The sequence below is a fragment of the Streptomyces sp. NBC_01717 genome, assembly GCF_036248255.1.
Classification (GTDB): domain Bacteria; phylum Actinomycetota; class Actinomycetes; order Streptomycetales; family Streptomycetaceae; genus Streptomyces.
Window position 1 is genome coordinate 5,061,997 of sequence record NZ_CP109178.1, and the last position, 22,847, is coordinate 5,084,843.

The 22,847-nt window shown below is 69.4% G+C and carries 22 protein-coding genes; 8 read left to right on the forward strand and 14 right to left on the reverse strand.

Translation table 11 applies throughout. From position 1 onward, the window contains the following. The first annotated feature begins 64 nt into the window (after positions 1-64). The 4 genes from OHB49_RS22910 (at position 65) to OHB49_RS22925 (ending at position 5,120) form a co-directional block, all read left to right on the forward strand. Positions 65-2,389, forward strand: coding sequence for an alpha/beta hydrolase (locus tag OHB49_RS22910; protein ID WP_329162599.1), 2,325 nt, complete (start codon positions 65-67; stop codon positions 2,387-2,389). Beyond that, positions 2,386-2,952, forward strand: coding sequence for a hypothetical protein (locus OHB49_RS22915; RefSeq protein ID WP_329162601.1), 567 nt, complete (start codon positions 2,386-2,388; stop codon positions 2,950-2,952). Before OHB49_RS22910 ends, OHB49_RS22915 begins: the two co-directional genes overlap by 4 nt. 108 nt (positions 2,953-3,060) lie before the next feature. Next, positions 3,061-4,071, forward strand: a complete 1,011-nt coding sequence (locus OHB49_RS22920) for a bifunctional lytic transglycosylase/C40 family peptidase (protein WP_030972075.1) — start codon at positions 3,061-3,063, stop codon at positions 4,069-4,071. A 320-nt stretch (positions 4,072-4,391) separates the two neighbouring features. Next, positions 4,392-5,120: a phosphatase PAP2 family protein gene (locus OHB49_RS22925; protein ID WP_030972077.1), complete on the forward strand. Its 729-nt coding sequence runs from the start codon at positions 4,392-4,394 to the stop codon at positions 5,118-5,120. 89 nt (positions 5,121-5,209) lie between these two features. Here the strand turns inward: OHB49_RS22925 and OHB49_RS22930 are convergent, their stop codons facing one another. Then, entirely contained in the window at positions 5,210-6,817 is a 1,608-nt protein-coding gene (locus OHB49_RS22930) for an FAD-binding oxidoreductase (RefSeq protein WP_329162607.1), read from the reverse strand. Positions 6,818-6,923: 106 nt separating this feature from the next. Next, complete coding sequence (locus OHB49_RS22935) at positions 6,924-7,118, reverse strand: hypothetical protein (protein ID WP_329162608.1); 195 nt, start codon at positions 7,116-7,118, stop codon at positions 6,924-6,926. A gap of 134 nt (positions 7,119-7,252) precedes the next feature. Between OHB49_RS22935 and OHB49_RS22940 the strand changes: the two genes are divergently transcribed. Further along, complete coding sequence (locus tag OHB49_RS22940; protein ID WP_030972083.1) at positions 7,253-8,173, forward strand: hypothetical protein; 921 nt, start codon at positions 7,253-7,255, stop codon at positions 8,171-8,173. A gap of 128 nt (positions 8,174-8,301) precedes the next feature. Continuing rightward, positions 8,302-8,502 (forward strand): hypothetical protein, encoded by a 201-nt coding sequence (locus tag OHB49_RS22945; RefSeq protein ID WP_030972084.1) that lies wholly within the window; start codon positions 8,302-8,304, stop codon positions 8,500-8,502. 70 nt (positions 8,503-8,572) lie between these two features. Here the strand turns inward: OHB49_RS22945 and OHB49_RS22950 are convergent, their stop codons facing one another. Further along, complete coding sequence (locus OHB49_RS22950; protein ID WP_030972086.1) at positions 8,573-8,938, reverse strand: metal-sensitive transcriptional regulator; 366 nt, start codon at positions 8,936-8,938, stop codon at positions 8,573-8,575. Positions 8,939-9,139: 201 nt separating this feature from the next. Between OHB49_RS22950 and OHB49_RS22955 the strand changes: the two genes are divergently transcribed. Beyond that, positions 9,140-9,760: a DUF47 domain-containing protein gene (locus tag OHB49_RS22955; protein WP_030924980.1), complete on the forward strand. Its 621-nt coding sequence runs from the start codon at positions 9,140-9,142 to the stop codon at positions 9,758-9,760. Between the two features lie 5 nt (positions 9,761-9,765). Then, positions 9,766-10,764, forward strand: a complete 999-nt coding sequence (locus tag OHB49_RS22960; RefSeq protein WP_030972089.1) for an inorganic phosphate transporter — start codon at positions 9,766-9,768, stop codon at positions 10,762-10,764. A gap of 288 nt (positions 10,765-11,052) precedes the next feature. Here OHB49_RS22960 and pstB read toward each other — a convergent pair whose 3' ends face one another. The 11 genes from pstB to mshD all read right to left on the reverse strand — a co-directional run bounded on the left by pstB (position 11,053) and on the right by mshD (position 22,824). Beyond that, positions 11,053-11,829 (reverse strand): phosphate ABC transporter ATP-binding protein PstB, encoded by a 777-nt coding sequence (gene pstB / locus OHB49_RS22965; protein WP_030972091.1) that lies wholly within the window; start codon positions 11,827-11,829, stop codon positions 11,053-11,055. 27 nt (positions 11,830-11,856) lie between these two features. After that, complete coding sequence (pstA, locus tag OHB49_RS22970) at positions 11,857-12,942, reverse strand: phosphate ABC transporter permease PstA (RefSeq protein ID WP_329162610.1); 1,086 nt, start codon at positions 12,940-12,942, stop codon at positions 11,857-11,859. Next, positions 12,939-13,937 carry a phosphate ABC transporter permease subunit PstC gene (gene pstC / locus OHB49_RS22975; protein ID WP_030972095.1) on the reverse strand — a complete coding sequence of 333 codons (999 nt, stop codon included), beginning with the start codon at positions 13,935-13,937 and terminating at the stop codon, positions 12,939-12,941. Before pstC ends, pstA begins: the two co-directional genes overlap by 4 nt. A 156-nt stretch (positions 13,938-14,093) precedes the next feature. Next, positions 14,094-15,233, reverse strand: coding sequence for a phosphate ABC transporter substrate-binding protein PstS (gene pstS, locus OHB49_RS22980; RefSeq protein ID WP_329162612.1), 1,140 nt, complete (start codon positions 15,231-15,233; stop codon positions 14,094-14,096). A gap of 289 nt (positions 15,234-15,522) precedes the next feature. Then, positions 15,523-15,933 carry an NUDIX hydrolase gene (locus tag OHB49_RS22985; RefSeq protein ID WP_329162614.1) on the reverse strand — a complete coding sequence of 137 codons (411 nt, stop codon included), beginning with the start codon at positions 15,931-15,933 and terminating at the stop codon, positions 15,523-15,525. Then, complete coding sequence (locus OHB49_RS22990) at positions 15,930-16,976, reverse strand: CHAD domain-containing protein (RefSeq protein ID WP_329162616.1); 1,047 nt, start codon at positions 16,974-16,976, stop codon at positions 15,930-15,932. Before OHB49_RS22990 ends, OHB49_RS22985 begins: the two co-directional genes overlap by 4 nt. Next, on the reverse strand, positions 16,963-19,209 hold the full coding sequence (locus tag OHB49_RS22995; protein WP_030972107.1) for an RNA degradosome polyphosphate kinase: 2,247 nt from the start codon (positions 19,207-19,209) through the stop codon (positions 16,963-16,965). The genes OHB49_RS22990 and OHB49_RS22995 overlap by 14 nt, the downstream gene beginning before the upstream one ends. Before the next feature lie 267 nt (positions 19,210-19,476). Next, on the reverse strand, positions 19,477-20,457 hold the full coding sequence (locus tag OHB49_RS23000; RefSeq protein WP_329162618.1) for a hypothetical protein: 981 nt from the start codon (positions 20,455-20,457) through the stop codon (positions 19,477-19,479). Continuing rightward, the gene (locus OHB49_RS23005) at positions 20,454-21,365 is read right to left on the reverse strand and encodes an ABC transporter ATP-binding protein (protein WP_329162620.1); all 912 of its coding nucleotides are present in this window, start codon (positions 21,363-21,365) and stop codon (positions 20,454-20,456) included. Before OHB49_RS23005 ends, OHB49_RS23000 begins: the two co-directional genes overlap by 4 nt. Then, on the reverse strand, positions 21,362-21,769 hold the full coding sequence (locus OHB49_RS23010) for a GntR family transcriptional regulator (protein WP_030972112.1): 408 nt from the start codon (positions 21,767-21,769) through the stop codon (positions 21,362-21,364). Before OHB49_RS23010 ends, OHB49_RS23005 begins: the two co-directional genes overlap by 4 nt. 131 nt (positions 21,770-21,900) lie before the next feature. Continuing rightward, a complete protein-coding gene (gene mshD, locus OHB49_RS23015; RefSeq protein ID WP_313938047.1) occupies positions 21,901-22,824 on the reverse strand; it encodes a mycothiol synthase in 924 nt (307 codons plus the stop codon). Positions 22,825-22,847: the final 23 nt, after the last annotated feature.

A 22,847-nucleotide genomic window follows, 5' to 3' on the forward strand; every position in this document is an offset into this window, starting at 1 on the left:
TAGGGGACTTGCCGTGTCTGGATTACAAGGGTTAGCGGTTCCGGGGGGTGCTGGTGCGGGTGGTGTGACTGCCCGTCCGGGCAGGCGGCCGCCGAGTGTTCTGCAAGCCGTGCTGATCCTCGTACGAGTGCTCTTCGTGGTCACCGTCGTGGGCGCGATCGATGTGCTGACGGTGGCGTCCTCGGTCGATGCGGTGGACGGCCGGTTGCTGGGGATGCTGTTGTACGCGGCGTTGCCGGGCACCGCCGGGTTCGTCCTGTCGCTGTATGTGCGGACCGGTGGCGTCTGGATCTGGCGCGGTCTTCTTGCCGTGCACGTCTGGCTTGCCATTGGCGCGCTGGCATCGCTGAGCGGAGACGGCGGCGGCCAAGGTGTGCCTCAACTGGTGATGCCGATCGTCGTCGCCGTTCTTCTTTTTCATCGAGGTCTACGCGCGTGGTTCGAACTCGGTGTCGAACAACGCGGCACCCGGAAGCCGTTCATTCTTCTGCGGTTGATCACGCCGAGCAGGGACCGCGGCCAGAGCGCGATGGAGTACCTGGGCACGGTCCTGGTGGTCGTCGCTCTGGTCGGCGCGCTCATGGCGACGGAGGTCGGTGGACAGCTGACCGGCGAGATCCGGAGTGCGATCTGCCAACTGACCGGGAGCGCCTGCCCGGCAACGGACGGGAACGTGGTGGCCGGCCATGGTGCCGGTGCGGTTGGTGGGACATCGAGCGGTGGTGGAACGGGCTCCGGTGGTACGGACTCGGGCGGTTCCGCAGTATCCGGCGGGTCGGATTCGGGTGGGTCGGACTCAGGCGGATCGGTCGCGTCCGGCGGTTCCGATTCCGGGGGGTCGGCTGCCACCGGAGGTACGAACTCCGGTGGCAGCGGCGGCTCTGGAGGTGCCGGGGGGACCGACAGCGGCGACTTAGCCACCCAGGCCGGCAAGGACAGCGGCCGGCCGAACGGGACCGGGCGGGCGGCGGCGGGGAGCGGTGGGTTCCTCACGGGACTTGTCGGCGACGGCCTGTGGGGTGATGTCACCGGCGCTGCCGATACCGTTCTTCACCCCGTCGCGAGCGGCAGGAACCTGGCTGACCAGGTGGTCCAGTACGCGCAGAGCGCGGACAACAAGTGGTCGCGGGGCGACCGTGCCGGTGCGGCCGGGGACCTGATCAGGGCTTCGACCGGCGCCGGTCGCGTGGGGGTGGGGCTGCCGGGCTCCGGCTCCCGTGTCGGGGCGGTGGTGCAGCAGGCCGAGCGCGACTACCTCGACGCCCGTATCCCGCGCTCTGCCACGCCGGCCGGGCGAAAGGTGTGGTGGGACGGGCTGACGCAGGATCAGCGCGACCGGTACCTCGTGGTCTCCCCGGACCGGATAGGCAATCTGGACGGGATTCCGGCGGCGACGCGGGACGCGGCCAACCGCGACAACCTGAGTGACCTGATCGGGAAGTTGGAGCGTCGGGACGACGCGAAGTCCAAGAAGCAGCTGGCGGGGTTGCGGGAGATCGACCGGCAGTTGAAGGAGAACGGGAAGCAGCCGCCGATGTTCCTGCTCGGTATCGGGGACGAGGGCAACGGGCGGGCGATCGTCTCGTACGGGAATCCGGACACGTCGAAGAACGTGTCGGCGTATGTGCCGGGGCTGAATACCTCCCTGGACGAGGAGTTCGCGAAGAACGACCTCAAGCGGGCCCGGGACACGGCGATCGGTGCCCAGGGGTACGACCTGTCCAGCGCGTCCATCGTCTGGCTCGGTTACGACGCGCCGCAGACCCCGGACGGGCTGGGGAGCCTGGCGGTCATGGGCGACGGCCGGGCAGTGAAGGGCGGGGCCGCCTACAGCGACTTCATGGGCGGCGTGGCAGCCACCAATCAGAACAAGGATCCCCATCTGACAGCCATCGGACATTCCTACGGCTCGCGGACCGTGGGCGCTGCGACACAGCGCCTCGGTGGGATTCCGGGCGTCGACGACATCATCCTGGTCGGCAGCCCCGGTGTGGGTGTGGACCACGCAGTGGACCTCGGTGTGGGCGCAGGCCATGTCTTCGTCGGAGCTGCGGCGAACGACCCGGTGACCAAGCTTCCGTCCAAGCTGCAGTCGGCCGTCGGCGCCGTGGGGTTGGTGCTGGCGGGGCCCGCCGGGGCGTACCTCGCCGGGGATCTGGCCGACCCGGGGGACGACGATCTGTGGTTCGGCAAGGACCCGGCGAGCAAGGCGTTCGGGGCCAGACGTTTCCCCGTGGCCGATGGACCACCGGTGATCAGCAGCCACGGCCTGAGCGGGGAGGCGCACTCCCAGTACTTTGATCCGGTGCGGGACGCCATGTCGGCGGACAGCATCGCTCTGATCGTGTCGGGCCACTCCAACCGGCTCAAGATGGAGGAACAGCGATGAAGCGGATGTTCCAGATCGTTGCGGTGGCCCTGGCTCTCGGCTTCTCGCTGTCCGGCTGCGGGAACGATTCCCTGCAGACGACCGGTTCAGGGGGGAAGAAGGGCGCCATGGACATGCAGGGAGCGGCCGACCGGTCCGACGACATGCTCGACGCCGTGCTGAAGGCCGTCGAGCCCGAGGTGCAGTGGGCGCACGGCCCGACGACGACGGGAAGCTGCGACGTGACCCGCAGGCGCACCGTGATGACCATCGTGTCGGCCGGGCGGCGGGAGGAATTCCTGGACAAGGTGGAGAAGTTCTGGCGGAAGAACGACTACCGGATCAAGGGGATCAACAACGACAAGGAGTTCCCGGCGGTCTACGCGCAGACGAAGGCCGGGTTCGGCATCAGTCTGAGTTTCCGCGGAGAGGGGCAGGCGTTCTTCGAGGCGGACAGTCCTTGCGTGAAGGAGTCGAAGGTCGCCGATTCCACCTCCGAGCCGAACGGCCCGTCGTACGAAGGTGTCTACCCGCTGCCCCGTCCCGACGTGCGCTCCGACTACTGGTCCGCCGAGGCATCCTGATGGCTGGTCAGTGACACCGATGGCACCCGTGACCGTGGTGATCCGGACAACTCGCACACACCCGCGAAACTGCCCTTGAACCCTGCCCCGATGGGGGATGGTTGTGGGGTGCGCAAATTCTGGGTGGTCGGTGGGATCGGCATCGGGTTGGCCATGTGCTTCATGGCGCTGCTCGTCGTCGGTACGTACTCCGCTGCCGCCGGCCTCGGCAGCGCCGGCAGCAACGGGGCCGTCGGCCTGGCCAAAGGGGCGGTGCCGGCGAAGTTCCAGCCGCTCGTCCAGAAGTGGGGCAACCTCTGCCCGGCCATCAACCCCGCTCTGCTGGCCGCCCAGCTCTACCAGGAGAGCGGGTGGAACCCCAGGGCCCAGAGCCCGGCCGCGGCACAGGGCATCGCGCAGTTCATCCCCGGGACCTGGGCCGGTCACGGGATAGACGGGGACAACGACGGGGACCGGGACGTATGGGATCCGGCCGACGCGATCCCGTCCGCCGCCAGCTACGACTGCGAACTCGCCGGGTATGTGAAGAAGGTGCCGGGGGATCAGACCGACAACATGCTCGCCGCGTACAACGCCGGTGCGTACCGGGTGATCAGGGCGGGCGGCGTACCGCAGATCTCCGAGACACAGAACTACGTCAAGATCATCCGGTCGTTGGAGAAGAGCTTCGCCCGACCGGTCGGGCGGGTCGAGCCGTCGCGGCAGGCGGCCGGGGCGATCTACTTCGCACAGAAGAAGCTCGGTACGAAGTACCTGTGGGGCGGGAACGGCACGGCCGAGCAGGGCGGGCGGTTCGACTGTTCCGGGCTGACGCAGGCCGCGTACCGGACCGTCGACATCGAGCTGCCGCGCGTGGCGAACGATCAGTACAACGCCGGGCCGCACCCGGCACGGGACGAGCTGCTCCCCGGCGACCTGGTGTTCTTCTCGGACGACCTGACCAACTCCCGGGCGATCCACCACGTCGGGCTGTACGTCGGCGGCGGATACATGATCAATGCGCCGTACACCGGGGCCGTGATCCGGTTCGACAAGATCGACACGCCCGACTACTTCGGTGCGACACGCGTCACGAAGGACGGGGCCGCGGCCCTTCCGACGGCTCTGCCGACGGTATGACGCAAGGTCGGCCGTGGCCGGAACTCTCCGTGAAGCCTGGGCCCTGAGCTGCGACGATGAGTCACTCTTCGATAACGTCATGGTGATCATTCGGTGGAGAGTGGAACGTACGCCCGGAGCGTGTCGTTCCCTGGACTGGGACAGCATGCGCACTGACCATGTGGCACTGACCGGCACAGCCACACGCATCACGCAGTAGCGATCGCAGCAGGGATCGAAACAGCGATCGAGGCAGTGGTCGAACCGAACACGGGGGTTCGTCATAAGCGGTGCACACGGGCGTGCACCGCGGCAGCAGACAAGGCAAGGGGCCGCAGCAGATGGCTGGACTCGCACTGGATGGGTCGAACCCCGACGTCAGCCTGCTCTACGACATCAACGGACTCGCGAAGTCCGCTCCGACCTGGTTCGACCGGGTCATGGAGTTCGTCGGCGAGTACGGGATCATGCTCGGCATGGTCCTGGTGGTCGTGTGGTGCTGGTGGAGCGTTCGCCGGCGCGGCACGGCCGAGGACTCGGTGACTGCTGTCACCGGGATCGTCTGGGCACCGCTCGCCGCCGGTATCGCACTGCTCGTCAACATTCCGATCCGGGACTTCGTGGAGCGGCCGCGTCCGTTCCGCGACCACCAGGGGCTGGACGTCCTCGTGTCGGGGAAGGACGACTTCTCCTTTGTGAGTGACCACGCGACCATGGCGATGGCTCTGGCCGTCGGGCTGTTCGTGGCCAACCGTAAGTTCGGCCTCGCCGCGATCGCCCTCGCGCTGGTGGAAGGGTTCTGCCGGATCTACATGGGGGTCCACTACCCCACCGACGTCATCGGCGGATTCGCGCTCGGCACGGCCACCGCGCTGCTGCTCGCGCCGCTCGCGATGGCGCTGCTGACTCCGGTGGTGACGGCCGTCTCCCGGTCGGAACGGGTGGGGCGCCTGGTGAGGTCGCGCCGGCCGGTGCCGGCCACGGCCGAGGGCCGGGGCGGGGCACTCGGGATCCCCGAGCCGCGCCCGGGATCGGGCGGCGGCGTCGGCGAGAAGGATCTGGCCGCGTAGGCGGTGGATGTGGGCGTCCGGATCGCGCAGGTGCCGATGCGGACGTGGGGCGGCGGGCCGGGATTCGTTCCGCGGCCCGCCGCCCCACGTCACAGCGCCTGCGGGAACGTGAACAGCCGCCCGGGGTCGTACTGCTTCTTCAGACGGGTCAGCCGGCTGGTCGCCGTGCCGTAGTACGCCTGCCGCCAGTCGCGCAGCGTCGGGTCGGTGTAGTTCTGGTACGCCGCACCGGACGCGTAGGGGTGCAGCGCAGCGTGTGTGCTTTTCAGCCAGTTCTGCTGGGCGGTTCCCGCCGTGCCGGGGCGCCAGGAGCCGATGTACTGGGCGAGCATCCGGGAGCGGCGGTGGACGAAGGCCGTCGAGTCCGGGGCGACCCGGTTGATCGCCCCGCCGAGCGCCGTCAGTGCGATCGATCCGCCGCCACCGCTGGGGCTCACGCCGATCCGGGTGAACGCCTCGGCCCGGTTGAGCAGGGCGCGAACGCCGGCCGGGGACAGGGAGTGGTCGAAGAAGTCGGACGCGGCGGCGTACGTCTCGCGCTGGAGTGTGCCCTGCGGGGTGCGGCCGGGTGTTTTGCCCGGCAGATGGCACTGGGCCTCGGTGATGGTCGAGCAGCCCGCGTACACGAGCATCGACTCCTGGTAGCTGCGGCGGCGCAGCGAGACCGAGGTGGCCGATGCGCCGATCCGGTCGGCGAGGCGGTCGACCGCATTCTGCAGATCGCCGTAGGTGCCGAGGCTGAAGGCGGCGATCGACACCGTCGGTCTGCCGCCGCCCGGGCCGGCCGACAGATGCGCGGATGACCAGATCTCGTCCGGCTGGCTCGGGCCCCATGCCTGCCAGGCCGTGATCACGGCCTGGGCGCGTGACCAGGGCCACGACATGTACGCCATCACGGTCTGCGGGGCCGGACGGGTGCGGAACTTCAGCTCGGTGACCACACCGAAGTTGCCGTTGCCCGCGCCGCGCAGCGCCCAGAAGAGGTCCGGATGGTGCTTGGCGTCGGCGGTGACGGTCTTGCCGTCCGCCGTGACGAGGGTGGCCGCGGTGAGGCTGTCGCAGGTCAGGCCGTATGCACGGGACGCGACACCGTGGCCGCCGCCGAGGGTCAGGCCGGAGATGCCGACCGTCGGGCAGGAGCCGCCGGGGATCGTCAGGCCGTGCGGAGCGAGACCCCAGTAGACGTCGGCGAGCTTGGCGCCCGCGCCGATGGTGCCGTCCCGGTCGACGCGGGAGAGTGACGAGACGTCAATGACCAGGCGGCCGTTGCCGCTCGACCAGCCCGCGTAGGAGTGGCCGCCGCTGCGGATGGAGACGGGTGTGGCGCTGCGTCGGGCGAAGGCCAGGCACTCGCGGATGTCCGCCTCGTGCCGGACGTAGGCGACCGCTGCGGGTTTCAGGTTGTCGAACCGGGTGTTGTAGAGCTGGCGGGCCGTCGGATAGGTGGCGTCGCCGGGGCGTACGAGCGTGCCGTCGAGGCTCTTGGCCAGGGCGGACCAGTTCGCCGGACCCTTCGGGGTGGCGGAGGCCGACGAGGCGGGTGCCTTCGACGGGGTGCGGGTCGTGGTGGTGGAAGAGCCGCTGCCGGAGTCGGAGTCGGAGCCGGATCTGGAGTTGGCCTTGTTGCATGCGGTGATGCCGGCGAGGGCTGTTGCCGCGCCCGCGGTGAGCAGGGTGCGCCGGTTCGGCAGGTTCATCGGGCCTCCGGGTGATGGCCTCGTCGCAGGTCAGGGTGATCAGCGACCGGGGGGGAGGTGATCGGCGACCGGGGAAGCGATCGGCGATCAGAGGGGTGATCGGTGATCACGGGGCGGAGCGGTGCTCTTCGGAGTCCGTGCGGGCGCGGTCGCGCGAGCGACGGGCCGGACCGGTCCAGCCGCAGCTGCAGCGGGCGATGCAGAACGAGCCGCGTTCGATGGTGAACGGCTCGTGCGCGGGGGGTGCGGTCGCTGCGCTGGGAGCGGCCGGCGGGGCCTCATCGGTGTGCTGGTGGTACACGCGTCCACGGTACTGGGGACGGCCACCTGGCGGTGAGGCCTGCGGGCACGGCGTGACGGGGGACACGGGTGGTCGTTATGCGAAGCGGGCGGGGTGCTCGGGCAAGCAGTTACGTCGTTGGGGGTTGGCAGGCGATGGTGGTGCAGCAGCACAGGTCCGGAGGCGGGGCGCGCGCTGTCTGCGCCCTCGCCGTGGTGGGCGTGATGGCGGCGGCCGCCGGATGCTCGGCCGGTGGCGGAAGCGGCGGTGTCGTCGGCGGCCGGGCCGTCGCGGACGAGCGGGGCGGGGCCGATTCCGTCGACATCGTCCACCGGGCGGCCGAGGTCCTCGCCGGGGCCGACGGGAGGGGCGAAAATCAGCCAGGTGGGCGGGCCGTTGCCGGAAGCGCCGAGGTGCGTACGTCGATGGAGACCGCGGCCGGCGGGACGCGGGTGACGATCACCGGCCGGGGCACGTACGACTTCCGTAAGCAGCTCGGCCGGCTCACGCTCGTGCTGCCGAAGGACGCCGCGGGCGAGGAGGAACACCGTCCCATCACCGAGCTCTTCACCTCCGGCGCGCTGTACATGAAGAACCGTGGCGCCGGAGTACCCGACAGCAAGTGGGTCAGGGTCGACACGACGGCTCTGGAGGACGGCAATCTGGTCACCGGCGGGGCCACCGACCCGATGGCCGCCGCCGAGCTGCTTCGCGGGGCGCGCGAGGTGACGTACGTGGGGCGGAGCGAGCTGGCCGGGGTGCCGGTCCGGCACTACCGGGGGACCGCGGACATCGGGCGGGCGGCGCGGGCCGCCTCGCCGGGATCACGCGAGGCGCTGGCCGCGGCGGCGCGAGGGTTCCGCACGAACGCGGTGCCGTTCGACGTGTATCTGGACGAGGCGGGGCGGCTGCGGAAGGTGCGGCACCGGTTCAGTTTCGTCAACGGGGGCAAGGGCGGCCCGACGGTGCAGGTGGTGTCGACGACGCTGCTGTCCGGGTTCGGGGCGCCGGTCACCGTGCGGCTTCCGGACGATCGGGACATCTACACCGGGAAGATCCAACAGGGGCAGCGGTAGTGGCACGGGCGGCGGGGTCGGGGCGCGTAGGCATCCGGCGGGGCCGAAATGGTCCGTCCGTGCCATGCACGGCGCGCGGTCCGCTCCCTACGCTAGGAAGTCGGCGACGGCAGTGAGAGGTGACGTACGTGGTGACGCTCAGCGCTCGGACCGTTCACGACCATGTGGCCCTTGCCGAGATCGAGCTGTGCGGTGAGCTGATGATCGCGGCGTCGGCGGCGATCGGGGAACGGCTCAGTGCGGACCGTATCGACGAGGTGCTCGACGTCAAGGTGACTGCCACCGCCGAACGCACCACCGTCCCCCGGCAGGCCGACCACCGGGGATGACGGGCGAAGGGGGCCGGTCGGGAAGCCGTTGCCGAAGGGGTGACGGAAGCCCACGTCAGGTGGGGTCACCTCAGGTACGCAGGAGACGGGCGATCGCCTTCGTGGCTTCCTCGACCTTTGCGTCGATCTCCTCGCCGCCCTTGACCGCCGCGTCGGCGACACAGTGCCGCAGATGCTCCTCCAGGAGCTGGAGCGCGAACGACTGGAGGGCCTTCGTGGACGCCGAGACCTGGGTCAGTATGTCGATGCAGTAGACGTCCTCGTCGACCATCCGCTGCAGGCCGCGGATCTGGCCCTCGATCCGGCGCAGCCGTTTGAGGTGCTCGGCCTTCTGGTGGTGATAGCCATGTATGCCGCGGTCGTGGTCGGTGACGATCGATGTGGGGTCCGTCGCTTCCGCAGGACCCGTGGCCTCTGTGGCCTCGGTGGTGCTCATTACTGCCTCCCGTTTTCCCTTTACCCCGCCGTTTTATATACCCCTGGTGGGTATATCCTAACGAATTCAGCTGAAACGTGACCGGGGGCCCGTGCTGATCACTGTGTCCGATGCGCGACACTGAAGAACGCCGGTTAGCCGTGGCCGGATGATGCGCCTAGCATCAGCCTGACCGAATCCAAAGCATCCCGAGGACCCCACGTGCGCTTTCGTCTGACCCCCAGGGAGACGAGCTTCTACGACATGTTCTCCGCATCCGCGGACAACATCGTCACGGGCTCGAAACTCCTGATGGAACTGCTCGGGGCGGACTCTGCCTCCCGAGTCGAGATCGCGGAGCGTATGCGGGCAGCGGAGCACGCAGGGGACGATGCCACCCACGCGATCTTCCACCAGCTGAACTCCTCTTTCATCACGCCGTTCGACCGCGAGGACATCTACAACCTCGCATCGTCGCTCGACGACATCATGGACTTCATGGAGGAGGCCGTCGACCTGGTCGTGCTGTACCAGGTCGAGGAGCTTCCCAAGGGTGTCGAGCAGCAGATCGAGGTACTGGCGCGGGCGGCCGAGCTGACCGCCGAGGCGATGCCGAGCCTGCGGACGATGGACAACCTCACCGAGTACTGGATCGAGGTCAACCGTCTGGAGAACCAGGCCGACCAGATCCACCGGAAGCTGCTCGCTCATCTCTTCAACGGCAAGTACGACGCCATTGAGGTGCTGAAGCTCAAGCAGATCGTGGATGTGCTGGAAGAGGCGGCCGACGCGTTCGAGCACGTCGCCAACACGGTGGAGACCATCGCGGTCAAGGAGTCCTGAACCACGTGGACACCTTTGCGCTGGTCGTGACCATTGCTGTCGCGCTCGGCTTCACCTACACGAACGGCTTCCACGACTCGGCGAACGCCATCGCCACCTCGGTCTCCACCCGGGCACTGACCCCGCGGGCGGCCCTGGCGATGGCCGCAGTGATGAACCTCGCAGGTGCCTTCCTGGGCCAGGGGGTCGCCAAGACCGTCAGTGAGGGCCTGATCGCGACGCCCGAGGGGCAGAAGGGGATGGGCATCCTCTTCGCCGCACTCGTCGGCGCGATCATCTGGAACCTCGTGACCTGGTACTTCGGGCTGCCGTCGTCGTCCTCGCACGCCCTTTTCGGCGGCATGGTCGGTGCGGCGCTGGCCGGCGGAACGATGGTGCACTGGGACGGGGTGCTCGACAAGATCGTCATCCCGATGTTCATCTCGCCCGTCGTCGGTCTGGTCGTCGGCTATCTGGTGATGGTCGCGATCATGTGGATGTTCCGGAATTCCAACCCGCACAAGGCCAAGCGCGGTTTCCGGATCGCGCAGACGGTCTCGGCTGCCGGGATGGCACTCGGACACGGCCTGCAGGACGCGCAGAAGACGATGGGCATCGTGGTGATGGCGCTGGTCATCGCCGATGTCGAGGGTCCGAACGACCCGATCCCGGTCTGGGTGAAGCTCGTCTGCGCGCTGATGCTCTCGCTGGGTACGTACGCGGGCGGCTGGCGGATCATGCGGACGCTCGGCCGGAAGATCATCGAGCTGGACCCGCCGCAGGGTTTCGCCGCCGAGACGACCGGGGCGTCGATCATGTTCGGCTCGGCGTACCTGTTTCACGCGCCGATCTCCACGACGCATGTGATCACCTCGGCGATCATGGGTGTGGGGGCGACGAAGCGGGTGAACGCGGTGCGGTGGGGGGTCGCGAAGAACATCATCCTCGGGTGGTTCATCACGATGCCGGCTGCGGCGTTGGTGGCTGCGGCCAGTTATGGGCTTGTTGTGCTGATGTTCGGCTAGGACGGCCGGGGCTGCTGGGTGCCGGGGGCGTCCGGTGGCCGCTCGGTCCTCGATCCCCGGACGGGCGTGATGTCCCCTCCGAGGGGCCCCCGATCGGTCCTGACCGGTCTGCCGAAGGGTTTGATCCGCCCGTCGGCCGGCTTGAACGATTTTCCGGGCGGCCTCGATGTGCCGGTCGGGTGGTCCGGTCCCGGAATTGGGTCCGCCCCCGCTCCCATGTGAGGAGCGGGGGCGGACCCTTTGCCTTGTGGGTGGCACCGCCATGCAGCACCCCAAGGCTGTCCTTGATCACCCGAAGCGGCCGGAGATGTAGTCCTCCGTCGCCTGGACCGACGGGTTGGAGAAGATCCGCTCCGTCTCGTCGATCTCGACGAGCTTGCCGGGCTTGCCGACCGCCGCGAGGTTGAAGAACGCCGTACGGTCCGAGACGCGGGCCGCCTGCTGCATGTTGTGCGTCACGATGACGATCGTGAAGCGTTCCTTCAGCTCGCCGATCAGGTCCTCGATGGCGAGGGTGGAGATCGGGTCCAGGGCGGAGCACGGTTCGTCCATCAGCAGCACATCCGGCTCGACCGCGATCGCGCGGGCGATGCACAGACGCTGCTGCTGGCCGCCGGAGAGACCGGAGCCGGGCTTGTTCAGCCGGTCCTTGACCTCGTTCCAGAGGTTGGCGCCGCGAAGGGACTTCTCGACGGTGTCCGACAGCTGGCTCTTCTTGTACGAGCCGTTCAGCTTCAGGCCCGCCGCGACGTTGTCGAAGATCGACATCGTCGGGAACGGGTTCGGGCGCTGGAAGACCATGCCGACCGTGCGGCGCACGGTGACCGGGTCGACGTGGGAGCCGTACAGGTTCTCGTCGTCCAGCAGCACCTTGCCCTCGACGCGGCCACCGGGGGTGACCTCGTGCATCCGGTTCAGGGTGCGCAGGAAAGTGGACTTGCCGCAGCCGGACGGGCCGATGAAGGCGGTCACGGAGCGGGGCTCCACGGTCATCGAGATGTCCTCGATGGCGAGGTGGGAGCCGTAATAGGCGGACAGGCCGCTGACGTCGATGCGCTTGGCCATCTGAATCACTGCTTCTTTCGTGCCGCGTCAGCGGCCGGTCTTCGGGGCCTTCCAGCGGGCGATGCCGCGGGCCACCAGATTGAGGATCATGACGAAGGCGATCAGGACCAGAGCAGCGGCCCAGGCGCGGTCGTACGACGCCTCGCTGCCGATCTTGTACTGCTCCCAGATGTAGAAGGGGAGCGACGACTGTGCGCCTTGGAAGGGGTTCGGGTTGATCAGCTGGCTGCCGAAGACCAGCAGCATGATCGGTGCTGTCTCGCCGGCGATCCGGGCGATCGCGAGCATCACACCGGTGGTGATGCCGCCGATCGCGGTGGGCAGGACCACCTTCAGGATGGTGCGCCACTTCGGGATGCCGAGGGCGAGCGATGCCTCACGGAGCTCGTTCGGGACGAGCTTGAGCATCTCCTCGGTGGAGCGGACCACGACCGGGATCATCAGGATCGTGAGCGCCAGCGAACCCATCAGGCCGGACGGCTGGAGCTGCGTCATCAGCATGATCGACAGGATGAAGAGGCCGGCCACGATGGACGGGATGCCGGTCATCACGTCGACGAAGAACGTCACGGCCTTGGCGAGCGCGCCCTTGCCGTACTCCACCAGGTAGACGGCGGTCAGCAGGCCGATCGGGGCGGAGATCAGGGTGGCGAGGCCGACCTGCTCCAGGGTGCCGATCAGTGCGTGGTAGACACCGCCGCCCGGCTCCGTGCCGAGCACGCCGGCCATGGAGTGGGTGAGGAAGTAGCCGTCCAGGACCTTCGCGCCGCGGCTGACCGTCGTCCAGACCAGCGAGGCCAGCGGAACAATGGCGAGGAGGAAGCACACCCAGACGATGCTGGTGGCGAGCCGGTCCTTGGCCTGGCGCTGGTTCTCGACGACCGACGTCGTGACGTACGAGATGACGACGAAGAGCACCGCGGAGAACAGGCCCCACTGGATGCGGCTCTGCCAGCCCGCCGCCGCGCCGATACCGACGCCGAGCACGACCGCCGCGGCCGCGAAGGCGAGCGGGGCCCAGCGGGGGAGCGCCCGGCTGCTGAGGCTGTTCCTGGAAGCGGCCGCCGTAGGGGTGGGGCGTTCCTGAATGCCGGTGTTGGCTGCCTGGCTCATGCGTTGGCCCCCGAGTACTCCTTGCGGCGGGCGATGATGAGCCGGGCCGCGCCGTTGACCAGCAGGGTGAGGATGAAGAGGACGAGGCCGGAGGCGATCAGGGCGTCACGCCCGAACTGGTCGGCCTCGTCGAACTTCGCGGCGATGTTCTGGGCGAACGTTCCGCCGCCGGGATTCAGCACATGCGCCGAGATGAGGAAGCTCGGCGACAGGACCGTGGCGACGGCCATCGTCTCGCCGAGTGCGCGGCCGAGGCCCAGCATCGAAGCGGAGATCACGCCGGAGCGGCCGAAGGGCAGCACCGAGAGGCGGATGACCTCCCAGCGGGTGGCGCCGAGGGCGAGGGCGGCTTCCTCGTTCATCCTCGGGACCTGGAGGAAAACCTCGCGGCTGACGCTCGTCACGATCGGCAGGATCATGATCGCGAGCAGGATGCCGACGGTGAAGAGCGAGCGGGCGACGCCGACCTCGGTCTTGTCCAGTACGTACGTCCAGCCGAAGAACTGGTCGAGCCAGAGGTTCAGGCCCTCCAGGTACGGCACCAGGAAGAGGGCGCCCCAGATGCCGTACACGATGCTCGGCACTGCGGCGAGCAGGTCGACGACGTACGCGAGGGGCGCGGCCAGCTTGCGCGGCGCGTAGTGCGAGATGAAGAGGGCGATACCGACAGCGATCGGAACCGCGATGGCCATCGCGATGATCGAGCTGACGACTGTGCCGAAGAGCAGGACCGCGATACCGAAGACCGGCTTGTCGCCGACCGGGTTCCAGTCCAGCGTGGTGAAGAAGTTGCCCTGGTCCTTGGAGACGGCGAGGGTCGCGCGGTACGTCAGGAACGCGGCGATCGACGCCATGATCACGAGCAGCAGAATGCCTGAACCCCGTGAGAGGCCCAGGAAGATTTTGTCGCCTGCGCGTCCGGGGGCCTTGGGCCTGGCGCGCTTGCGCTGCACCGGGCGCGCCGGTGGCGTGTCTATCGGTGTGGTGGAAGCCATGGTCTTTCCGGTCTGTGTGGGGGAGCTGTGCGGCTCCCCTGGCGGCGGTGCACCGGATGGAGTGGGGCGGCGAACCGGCCCGGAGGGGTGCACCGGGCCGGCCTGCCGTCTGTTGTCTTTGTTGCGAGTGGAGCGGGTTACAAGTGCCGCTTCCGATTACGAGAGGGAAGCGATGGTCTCGCGGACCTTGGCGTTGATCTCGGTCGGGATCGGCGCGTAACCGGCGTCGGTGAGGAGCTTCTGGCCCTCGTCACCGGCGGTGTAGTTCAGGAAGGACTTGACCGTGGAGAGCGTCTCGGCCTTGTTGCCCGTGTCGCAGACGACCTCGTACGTCACCAGGACGATCGGGTAGGCACCCTCGGCCTTGGTGGTGTAGTCGAGGTCGAGCGCCAGGTCCTTGCCGGTGCCCGCGACCTTGGCGGCGGCGATGGCCTTGGAGGCGTTCTCCGAGGAGGCCTTGACCGGGGTGGAGCCACCGGTGTTGATGTCGACCGTGGAGATGGACTGCGAAGAGGCGTACGAGAGCTCGAAGTAACCGATCGAGCCGTCGACCTGCTTCACCTGGGCGGCGACACCGGCGGAGCCGGACGCGGCCTGGCCACCGGGGGCCGGCCACTTCTTCTCGGGCTCGTACTTCCAGTCGTTCGGCGCGGTGGCGGCGAGGTACTTGCCGAGGTTCTGCGTGGTGCCGGAGTCCTCGGAGCGGTGGAAGGCCTGGATCGCCTTGTTCGGCAGCTTCACGCCGTCGTTGAGCTTGGCGATCGCGGTGTCGTTCCACTTCTTGATCTTGCCGTCGAAGATCTTGGCAAGGGTGGGGGCGTCCAGCGTCAGGCTGTCGACACCCTCGAGGTGGAAGCCGATCGCGATCGGGCCGCCGACCATCGGGAGGTTGATGCCCTGGCCGGTCTTGCAGATCTTCTTCGAGTCGGCGACCTCTTCGGGCTTCAGCGCCGAGTCGGAGCCGGCGAAGCCGACGGTGCCCTGGTTGAAGGCGATGATGCCTTCACCGGAGGACGACGCCTTGTAGTTGATCTCCACGCCCGTGCAGCCGGCCATGTAGTTCTTGACCCAGAGGTCCATGGCGTTCTTCTGTGCGCTGGAGCCGGAGGCGAGCAGCTGGCCCTTGGCGTCGTCGCACTTGACGTCGGACGCGGCGCTCGTCTTCTCGCCGCTGCCGCCGCCGGCGCTGCCGCCGCTGTTGTTGTCCGAACCGCACGCCGTGAGGACCAGGGCGCTGGAGACGGCGAGGGCACCGAGCGCGGTGGCACGAAGCCGGTTCTTGCGCTGAAGCTTCACTTTCGGGTTTTTCCTTCCAGGAGCCGCCGAGGTCTTGTTCGTTCTACGACGGCGTGCGATGTGGTGGGTGGTGCGGCGTTTCGCCGCGCACCGTGCACTGCCGAAATTAGGCAGATCAGGTGAAGTGGCCTACGGGGGAGAGTGAACGGAAGGTGAACCGTGGCGGGCGGTGCGGTGCGGCGCTCGCGCTGCGGTCGCGCTGCGGTCGCGTGATGTGCGCGGAGCGTGTGGTGACCGGGGGGTCGGTGGGCCTTTTGCCCCTCGATCGTCGGGTGGCTCGAAAGTGCCCCTATGCCGGCAGGGCGGTCAGCAGTGCGTCCAGCAAGGCTCGGTCGCGGGGCTGGGTGAGGCGGGTGCGGGCCGCTTCGGGGGAGAGCCAGAGGATGCGGTCCACCTCGTCGCCCGGGACGAACGCGCCGTCCGTCGCCTCGGCCGCCCAGTACGTGACTTCCTTGGGACGGCCGTTCGCGACGTACCGGACCGTGGGCAGCGGGGCGCCCGGTACGCAGTGGTGCCCGGTCTCCTCAAGGACCTCGCGCAGGGCGGCGTCCCTCGCCGGCTCGCCACGCTTGAGCTTGCCCTTCGGGTGCGACCAGTCGTCGTACCGGGGCCGGTGGACCAGGCAGATCTCCAGCTCCCCGGAGTGCGGCGCCCGGCGCCACAGCACGCACCCCGCGGCCTGCACGGTGGTGCCGGTCATGGCGCGGTCACGGCCGCCGCGTACGGCCAGGTCTCCCGGAAGGCCCCGCGGGCCGCCTCCACCTCGTGCCGCTGGTCGGCGTGGAGCACCCCCAGGGCGTACGCGGTGGCCGGCGCGATCCGCGGTGTGCGGGCCGCCGCGGCTGCCGCCGCCGCCGCCTCGGCCGCGTCCCGGTGCAGGTCGAGCGCGTGCCCGGGCGCGGCCAGGACCGGGTCGGGGGCGCCGCGTACCACCTCGTGGGCGTACCGGTGCAGTCGCAGCAGAAGGCGGGTCTGGTGCCAGGGTGCGTCGTACGCCTCGTTGTACGGCTCGACCGCCTCGTCCGACGGAAGGGCGGCCACCGCACCGAGCAGCCGCTGTTCGGCGCGGTCGGCGGGCCCGTGCAGCATCTCGACGGCCGGGGCGTCGGCCGCGGCGGAGAGCGGGACCTCGGAGGCGAGCAGGGCGACCGCGTCGGCGACCGCGTGGAACCGGGACGAGCCGAGCGCCTGGAGCGCCGTCGAGTGCGCGCGGGTCCGGGCGAGGGTCAGCTGCCGCTCCAGCAGCGCCCCGGCCCGGGCCGCGCCGACGTCGAGCGCGGCGCGTTCCTTGGCGTGGACGACGGCCTGCTGGGCGACTTCGTGCTGGGCGGCATCGGTGTCGCGGGGTAGGACGGCCGTGGCCTTCGCGCGGGCCGCGGGCAGCGAGGAACCGGACAGGGCGTGCAGCGCGTCGAGGAGCCGGGTGAGCCGGGTCGCGTACGCGTGCTCGCGGGCCAGGGTGCCGGAGAGCCAGGCCAGTTCCGTACGGAGCTGTTCGGCCCAGCCCGGTTCGAGTGCCGATCGGAAGGTGTGCAGGGTGCCGCTGATGCGGCGGGCCGACCGGCGCAGGGCGCAGGCGGCCTCTTCGGCAGCGAGGGACCCGGCGTCCGTGGGGGCGCTGTTCTCGTGGTGCAGCCGCAGGCTCCGCAGGAAGTCTGCGGCCTGTTCCTGCAGGTAGGGGCCGAGGACCGCGCCCGCGGACACGTCCGTCCGGGTCGTCGTCTGGGGGTCAGGGCGTCGCACGCCGGCGCCTCCGGGCGTCAATGAGCATTTCCTGTACGTGCCGCAGCGGCTGGCCGTCCGCGTCCGTGGCGTGCCGGGTCCAGTTCCCGTCGGGACCGAGGTGCCAGGAAGAGGTGGTGTCGGCCATACCTGTCTCCAGGAGTCGGCTGAGCGCGACGCGGTGGGCGGGGTCGGTGACGCGGACCAGTGCTTCGATCCGGCGGTCGAGGTTGCGGTGCATCATGTCGGCGCTGCCGAACCACACTTCGGGTTCGCCGCCGTTGCCGAACGAGAAGACCCGGGAGTGTTCGAGGAAGCGGCCCAGTATCGAACGGACCCGGATGTTCTCGGAGAGGCCGGGGACGCCGGGGCGGATCGCGCAGATGCCACGTACCCAGATGTCCACCGGCACGCCCGCCTGGGCGGCCCGGTAGCAGGCGTCGATGATCGCTTCGTCGACCATCGAGTTGACCTTGAAGCGCACATAGGCGGGGCGCCCTGCCCGCTGGTGCGCGATCTCCTTGTTTATGCGGGAGATCAGTCCGTCGCGCAGGGACTTCGGGGCGACGAGCAGCCGGCGGTACGTCTCGCGGCGGGAGTAGCCGGAGAGCCGGTTGAAGAGGTCGGAGAGATCCGCCCCGACCTGCGGGTCCGCGGTCAGCAGGCCGAGGTCCTCGTACAGTCGCGCCGTCTTCGGGTGGTAGTTGCCGGTCCCGACGTGCGAGTAGCGGCGCAGCGTGTCGCCCTCCTGGCGGACCACGAGGGAGAGCTTGCAGTGGGTCTTCAGCCCGACGAGGCCGTAGACGACATGGCAGCCGGCCTCCTCCAGCTTGCGAGCCCACTTGATGTTGGCCTGCTCGTCGAAGCGGGCCTTGATCTCGACGAGTACGAGGACCTGCTTGCCGGACTCGGCGGCGTCGATCAGCGCGTCGACTATCGGCGAGTCGCCCGAGGTCCGGTACAGCGTCTGCTTGATCGCGAGCACGTCCGGGTCGCCCGCCGCCTGCTCCAGGAACGCCTGGACGGAGGTGGAGAACGAGTCGTACGGGTGGTGCAGCAGCACATCGCGTTCGCGCAGCGCGGCGAAGATGTCCGGTGCGGAGGCGGACTCGACCTCGGCGAGATCGCGGTGGGTGCCGGCGATGAACTTGGGGAACTTCAGCTCGGGCCGGTCCAGTGACGCTATGCCGAACAGTCCGGTGAGATCGAGCGGCCCGGGCAGCGGGTAGACCTCGGCGTCGGACACCTTGAGCTCGCGGACCAGCAGGTCCAGGACGTACGGGTCGATGGACTCCTCGACCTCCAGGCGCACCGGCGGGCCGAAACGGCGCCGCATGAGCTCCTTCTCCAGGGCCTTGAGGAGGTTCTCGGCGTCGTCCTCCTCGACCTCCAGGTCCTCGTTCCGGGTGACCCGGAACATGTGGTGGGCAAGGACCTCCATGCCCGGGAACAGCTCTTCCAGATGCGCGGCGATGATGTCCTCGATGGGGACGTACCGCTGCGGAGACGCCTCCAGGAACCGGGTCAGCAGCGGCGGCACCTTGACGCGGGCGAAGTGGCGGTGGCCGCTCACCGGGTTGCGTACGACGACCGCGAGGTTGAGCGAGAGGCCCGAGATGTACGGGAACGGGTGTGCCGGGTCGACGGCCAGCGGCGTCAGTACGGGGAAGACCCGCTGCCGGAAGAAGGTGAACAGGCGGGCCTGTTCCTTCTCGGTCAGCTCCGGCCAGCGGATCAGCTGGATGCCCTCGTCGGAAAGTGCGGGCGCGATGTCCTGCTGGTAGCAGGCGGCGTGCCGGGCCATGAGCTCGCGCGACCGGGTCCAGATCAGGTCGAGGACCTCGCGGGGCTGCAGACCGGAGGCGGAGCGGGTGGCGACGCCGGTGGCGATACGGCGCTTGAGACCCGCCACCCGGACCATGAAGAACTCGTCCAGGTTAGAGGCGAAGATGGCGAGGAAATTCGCCCGTTCGAGGAGCGGCGTAGCAGGGTCCTCGGCCATTTCCAGCACTCGCTCGTTGAACGCGAGCCAACTGCGCTCCCGGTCCAGGAACCGGCCATGGGGCAGCTCGTCGCCGTCGACATCGGGTTCGTACGCATCCGCGTCCGCGTCGAGATCGGGATCGAGGTCGGCGGCGGTGGAAAGTCCGCCGTTCGGCGACGCGACGGCATGCGGACGGTGCGCGGCGAGAGAGCCGATGGACGGCTGCGCGGCGGGCCGGACCGGGACCTCGGAGCTGGGCTGCTGGCTCATGGCCCTATTGTTCCGCGCGGAAGGCCCCTGGGGCGCGTCGGACGGTACGGAGATCGCGGGAATCGCACGGTCTCTGCCGGGATTTTTCCCGTTGCGGGGGGTCGGCACAGCTGGCTGCATCCTGAGAGGGTTGCAAGCGCGTCTGAATGGCCGGTAACGGCGACATGACGTGCAGGAAGCGGTGTGCGGGTGCGCAGTTGCGGCGACGGGGCGCCTGTGCGGGGTCCGGGCCGCCCCCTCAGCGGCCCGGACCCGCGATCGGGGCGGTCAGCCGTGGCGGCGGCGCAGTACGCGGAACGCGAGAGCGACGGCAGCGGCGGCGAGGACGAGCAGGATGCCGGTCTCGACCAGCTGGAGCGGCCAGAAATGCGAGGCGGGGTGGTAGTCGAGGTAGCGGAGGGTTATGTGCTCCTCGGCCAGGCAGTTCTTGAACTCGACGGTCGTGTTTTTCTGGCACACATCGGCGGGCAGCCGTTTGCCACCGCTGGTCAGCCAGCCCTGCCCTGTATCGGCGGCCGCCCCGAAGGGGAACCCGTAACCACTCCCGACCGCGGACGTGTCCGTGCGGGGCGGCCACAGATCGTTGCGCACGGTGTTCAGGGCCATCACCAGCGCGCTGTATCCGATCACTGTCACGATCATCGCGCTCACAGTGCGCCGCAGCACCAGTCCGGCAAGCGCGCCGAAGGCCAGCATGCACAGGGCGTAGCCGACGGGGACGGTACCCATCGAGCCGTACACCTCCCGGTCGTACCACTCCGACGTGTAGTGCGTGTTGTTGCCCTGCGTCCGGGCCCAGGCGCAGACGGCGGACAGGACGGAGACCCCGGCCAGGGACAGTACGGCGGGCACTGCCAGTTCGGCGGCGAGCCAGCGCGCTGGGGAGACTGCCTGGGTCCAGGAGAGCTTGTACGTACCGCTCTCCAGCTCGCGGCCGATCATGGGGCCCGCGACGAACATCCCGATGAGCGCGGGGAGCAGCATCATCACCAGGCCCGCGTACTTGAGCAGACGGCTGAAGATGTGCTCGACGGCGAGGAAGTGCCGCACGGGAACTCCGCAGCCGATGACCGTGTGCTCCACCGAGCAGCCGGTGCCCGCGAACGAGTCGGAGACGGAGCCCATCCATAGCCAGGTGCCGACCACGGTGGCGATCCCGGCGAGCGCCAGCGCGCCGACGGTCCGCAGGGTGCGGCGGTGCTGGAGTACGACGACCCGGGCCGGGCCGCTCAGGCTGAGGCTGCTCACTGCGCCGCCACCGCCTCACGGACCGCGGTCCCGCCCTGTGCCGCGCTCGGCAGCAGCAGCGCCGGTGCCTCCGGTGACCGGAGATGCGCCAGCAGCAGCTCCTCGAGCGACGGTTCCGCGATCTCCCAGGCAGAGTCGTCCACCGGGCCCTCCCTCCGTACCAGTGCGGTCAGCTGCCGTCCCGTCGTGCGGGACTCGACGACGGTGTGCGGTGCCAGGTCCCGTACCGGACCCGTCAGCAGTGCGTGCGCGGCGAGGATGTCCTCCGTCTCACCGCCGAGGCGGACCCGGCCGCCGTCGACGAGCAGGAGGTAGTCGCAGGCGCCCTCCAGCTCGGCGAGGATGTGCGACGACATCACGATGGTGGTGGCGTGCTCGGCGGCCTCCGCCATCAGGACGCCCATCAGCTGGTGCCGGGCGAGCGGGTCGAGGTCGGCCATCGGCTCGTCGAGCAGCAGCAGTTCGGGCCGCTTGCCGAGCGCGAGGGCCAGAGCCAGGCGAGTGCGCCGACCGCCGGAGAGCGTACGGACCCTGGCGTCCTTGGGCAGGTCCCCGATGACGCGCTCGGCGATGGCCTGGTCCCAGGTGTCGGGGTTCAGCTCGGCGCCCGCCCAGAGCGTCTCGGCGACCGTCAACTGCGGGTACAGCGGCTTGTCCTGGGCCACGAACGCCATCCGGGACCGCGCCTCGGCGGGCGTGGCGTCCAGAATCCGGACCGTCCCCTCCACCGGCCGGAGGAACCCTGCGGCGAGGGCGAGCAGGGTGGACTTGCCTGCGCCGTTGGGCCCGACGAGCGCGCACACGCGCCCCGTGGGCAGCCGGAACGAACAGTCGCGCAGCGCCCACCCCCCGGCCCCGCGCCGGTACTTCATACCGAGGCCGTTCGCCTCGATCGCAGCGCCTGTCATGCGTGGTTGTCCCCCTTGAGCGTGCTGTCCAGTACGGCGGTGAAGAGCGCGTTCATGTCGTCGCGTTCCAGTCCCGCCTCCCGGGCCCGGCGGACCCAGTCGGTGAGTTCCCCCCGCAGGGGCGTGTCCGTGGTGGCCGTGGAGCCGAGGGTCCGGCGCACGAACGTGCCGAGCCCGCGCCGGGCCTCGACGAGACCTTCGCGTTCCAGCTCGCGGTAGGCCTTGAGCACGGTGTTCGGGTTGATGGCGGTGGCCTCGACGACCTCGCGTGCGGTGGGCAGCCGGTCGCCGGGCTCCAGCAGGCCGAGGCGGAGGGCCTGTTTGGTCTGCTGGACGATCTGGAGGTATGTGGCCACGCCGCTGCGCCGGTCGATGCGGAACTCGACCGCTGCGGACTCTGCCATGTTCACCCTTTCACTAATTGAGTAGTGAAAGGGTGTCGGAAAGAAGGGGCGGCGTCAAGCGACGCCGCCCCGGGGAAAAGCTGTGCCGCCCAGGACTCCGAACCGGCCGCCCAGTGCTCCGTGCGGGCTGCTCAGGACTCCGTGCGGTACATCAGGTCCACCTCGTGGGTGGCGAAGCCCATCCGTTCGTACACCGTCAGGGCCGCCTTGTTGTCCGCGTCGACGTAGAGCATCGCGGTCGGCAGCCCCTCGGCGGCGAGATGGCGCAGCCCGATCGCGGTGAGCGCCTTGCCGAGGCCGCCGCCCTGCGCGTCGGGCCGGATGCCGAGCACGTACACCTCGCCGAGCTGCTCCTCGGCGTGCACCTTCGTCCAGTGGAAGCCGATCAGCTCGCCGTCGCGCTCGGCCAGGAAGAAGCCCTTCGGGTCGAACCACGGCTCAGCCTTGCGGTCGTCCAGGTCGCGCTGGGTGAGCGCCCCCTGCTCGGGGTGGTGGGCGAAGGCGGCACTGTTCACCGCGAGCCAGGCGGCGTCGTCCTGGCCGGGCACGAAGGTGCGGATGGTGACGCCCGGCGGCAGCACGGGCTCCGCCATGTCCAGCGGGCTCAAGGTGCGGCGCAGCTGACGCAGTTCACGGAAGAGGGAGAGGCCGAGGACCTGGGCGAGGTGGCGTGCCGCGGACTTCCCGCCGTGCGCCCAGACGCGCAGCCGCTTCCCGGTCGCGGCGAGCAGGGCGGCACCCAGCGCCCGCCCGTGCCCCTGGCCGCGGTGCGCGGGGTGCACCACCAGTTCGGCGGCCGGTGCCTCGACGGGGTCGGTGTCCTCCAGTTGCGCGTACCCGACGAGGGTGCCCGAGCTGGTGAGCAGAAGGTGGCGCACACCCTCCCGGCGCCCGCCCCTGAGCTGCAGCCGGCCCTGCTCGGAGACCGCGGGCCTGCCGTCGGCGCGGGTCGCTTCGTCGAGCAGATCGAGGACGGCTCCGGCCTGGTCGGCAGAGAGCACGTCGAGCGTCCGGATCTCACGCCCGGGGGCGGGGAGGGGTACATCAGTCGTCATGCGTACGAGCGTACGGCGGGGCG

Excerpts from the sequence above, each read along its gene's own strand:
- OHB49_RS22915 (WP_329162601.1), top strand. The coding sequence starts at position 2,386 with ATGAAGCGGATGTTCCAGATCGTTGCGGTGGCCCTGGCTCTCGGCTTC.
- OHB49_RS22925 (WP_030972077.1), top strand. The coding sequence starts at position 4,392 with ATGGCTGGACTCGCACTGGATGGGTCGAACCCCGACGTCAGCCTGCTC.
- OHB49_RS22930 (WP_329162607.1), bottom strand. The coding sequence starts at position 6,817 with ATGAACCTGCCGAACCGGCGCACCCTGCTCACCGCGGGCGCGGCAACA.
- OHB49_RS22940 (WP_030972083.1), top strand. The coding sequence starts at position 7,253 with ATGGTGGTGCAGCAGCACAGGTCCGGAGGCGGGGCGCGCGCTGTCTGC.
- OHB49_RS22950 (WP_030972086.1), bottom strand. The coding sequence starts at position 8,938 with ATGAGCACCACCGAGGCCACAGAGGCCACGGGTCCTGCGGAAGCGACG.
- pstB (WP_030972091.1), bottom strand. The coding sequence starts at position 11,829 with ATGGCCAAGCGCATCGACGTCAGCGGCCTGTCCGCCTATTACGGCTCC.
- pstA (WP_329162610.1), bottom strand. The coding sequence starts at position 12,942 with ATGAGCCAGGCAGCCAACACCGGCATTCAGGAACGCCCCACCCCTACG.
- pstC (WP_030972095.1), bottom strand. The coding sequence starts at position 13,937 with ATGGCTTCCACCACACCGATAGACACGCCACCGGCGCGCCCGGTGCAG.
- OHB49_RS22985 (WP_329162614.1), bottom strand. The coding sequence starts at position 15,933 with ATGACCGGCACCACCGTGCAGGCCGCGGGGTGCGTGCTGTGGCGCCGG.
- OHB49_RS22995 (WP_030972107.1), bottom strand. The coding sequence starts at position 19,209 with ATGAGCCAGCAGCCCAGCTCCGAGGTCCCGGTCCGGCCCGCCGCGCAG.
- OHB49_RS23005 (WP_329162620.1), bottom strand. The coding sequence starts at position 21,365 with ATGACAGGCGCTGCGATCGAGGCGAACGGCCTCGGTATGAAGTACCGG.
- OHB49_RS23010 (WP_030972112.1), bottom strand. The coding sequence starts at position 21,769 with ATGGCAGAGTCCGCAGCGGTCGAGTTCCGCATCGACCGGCGCAGCGGC.
- mshD (WP_313938047.1), bottom strand. The coding sequence starts at position 22,824 with ATGACGACTGATGTACCCCTCCCCGCCCCCGGGCGTGAGATCCGGACG.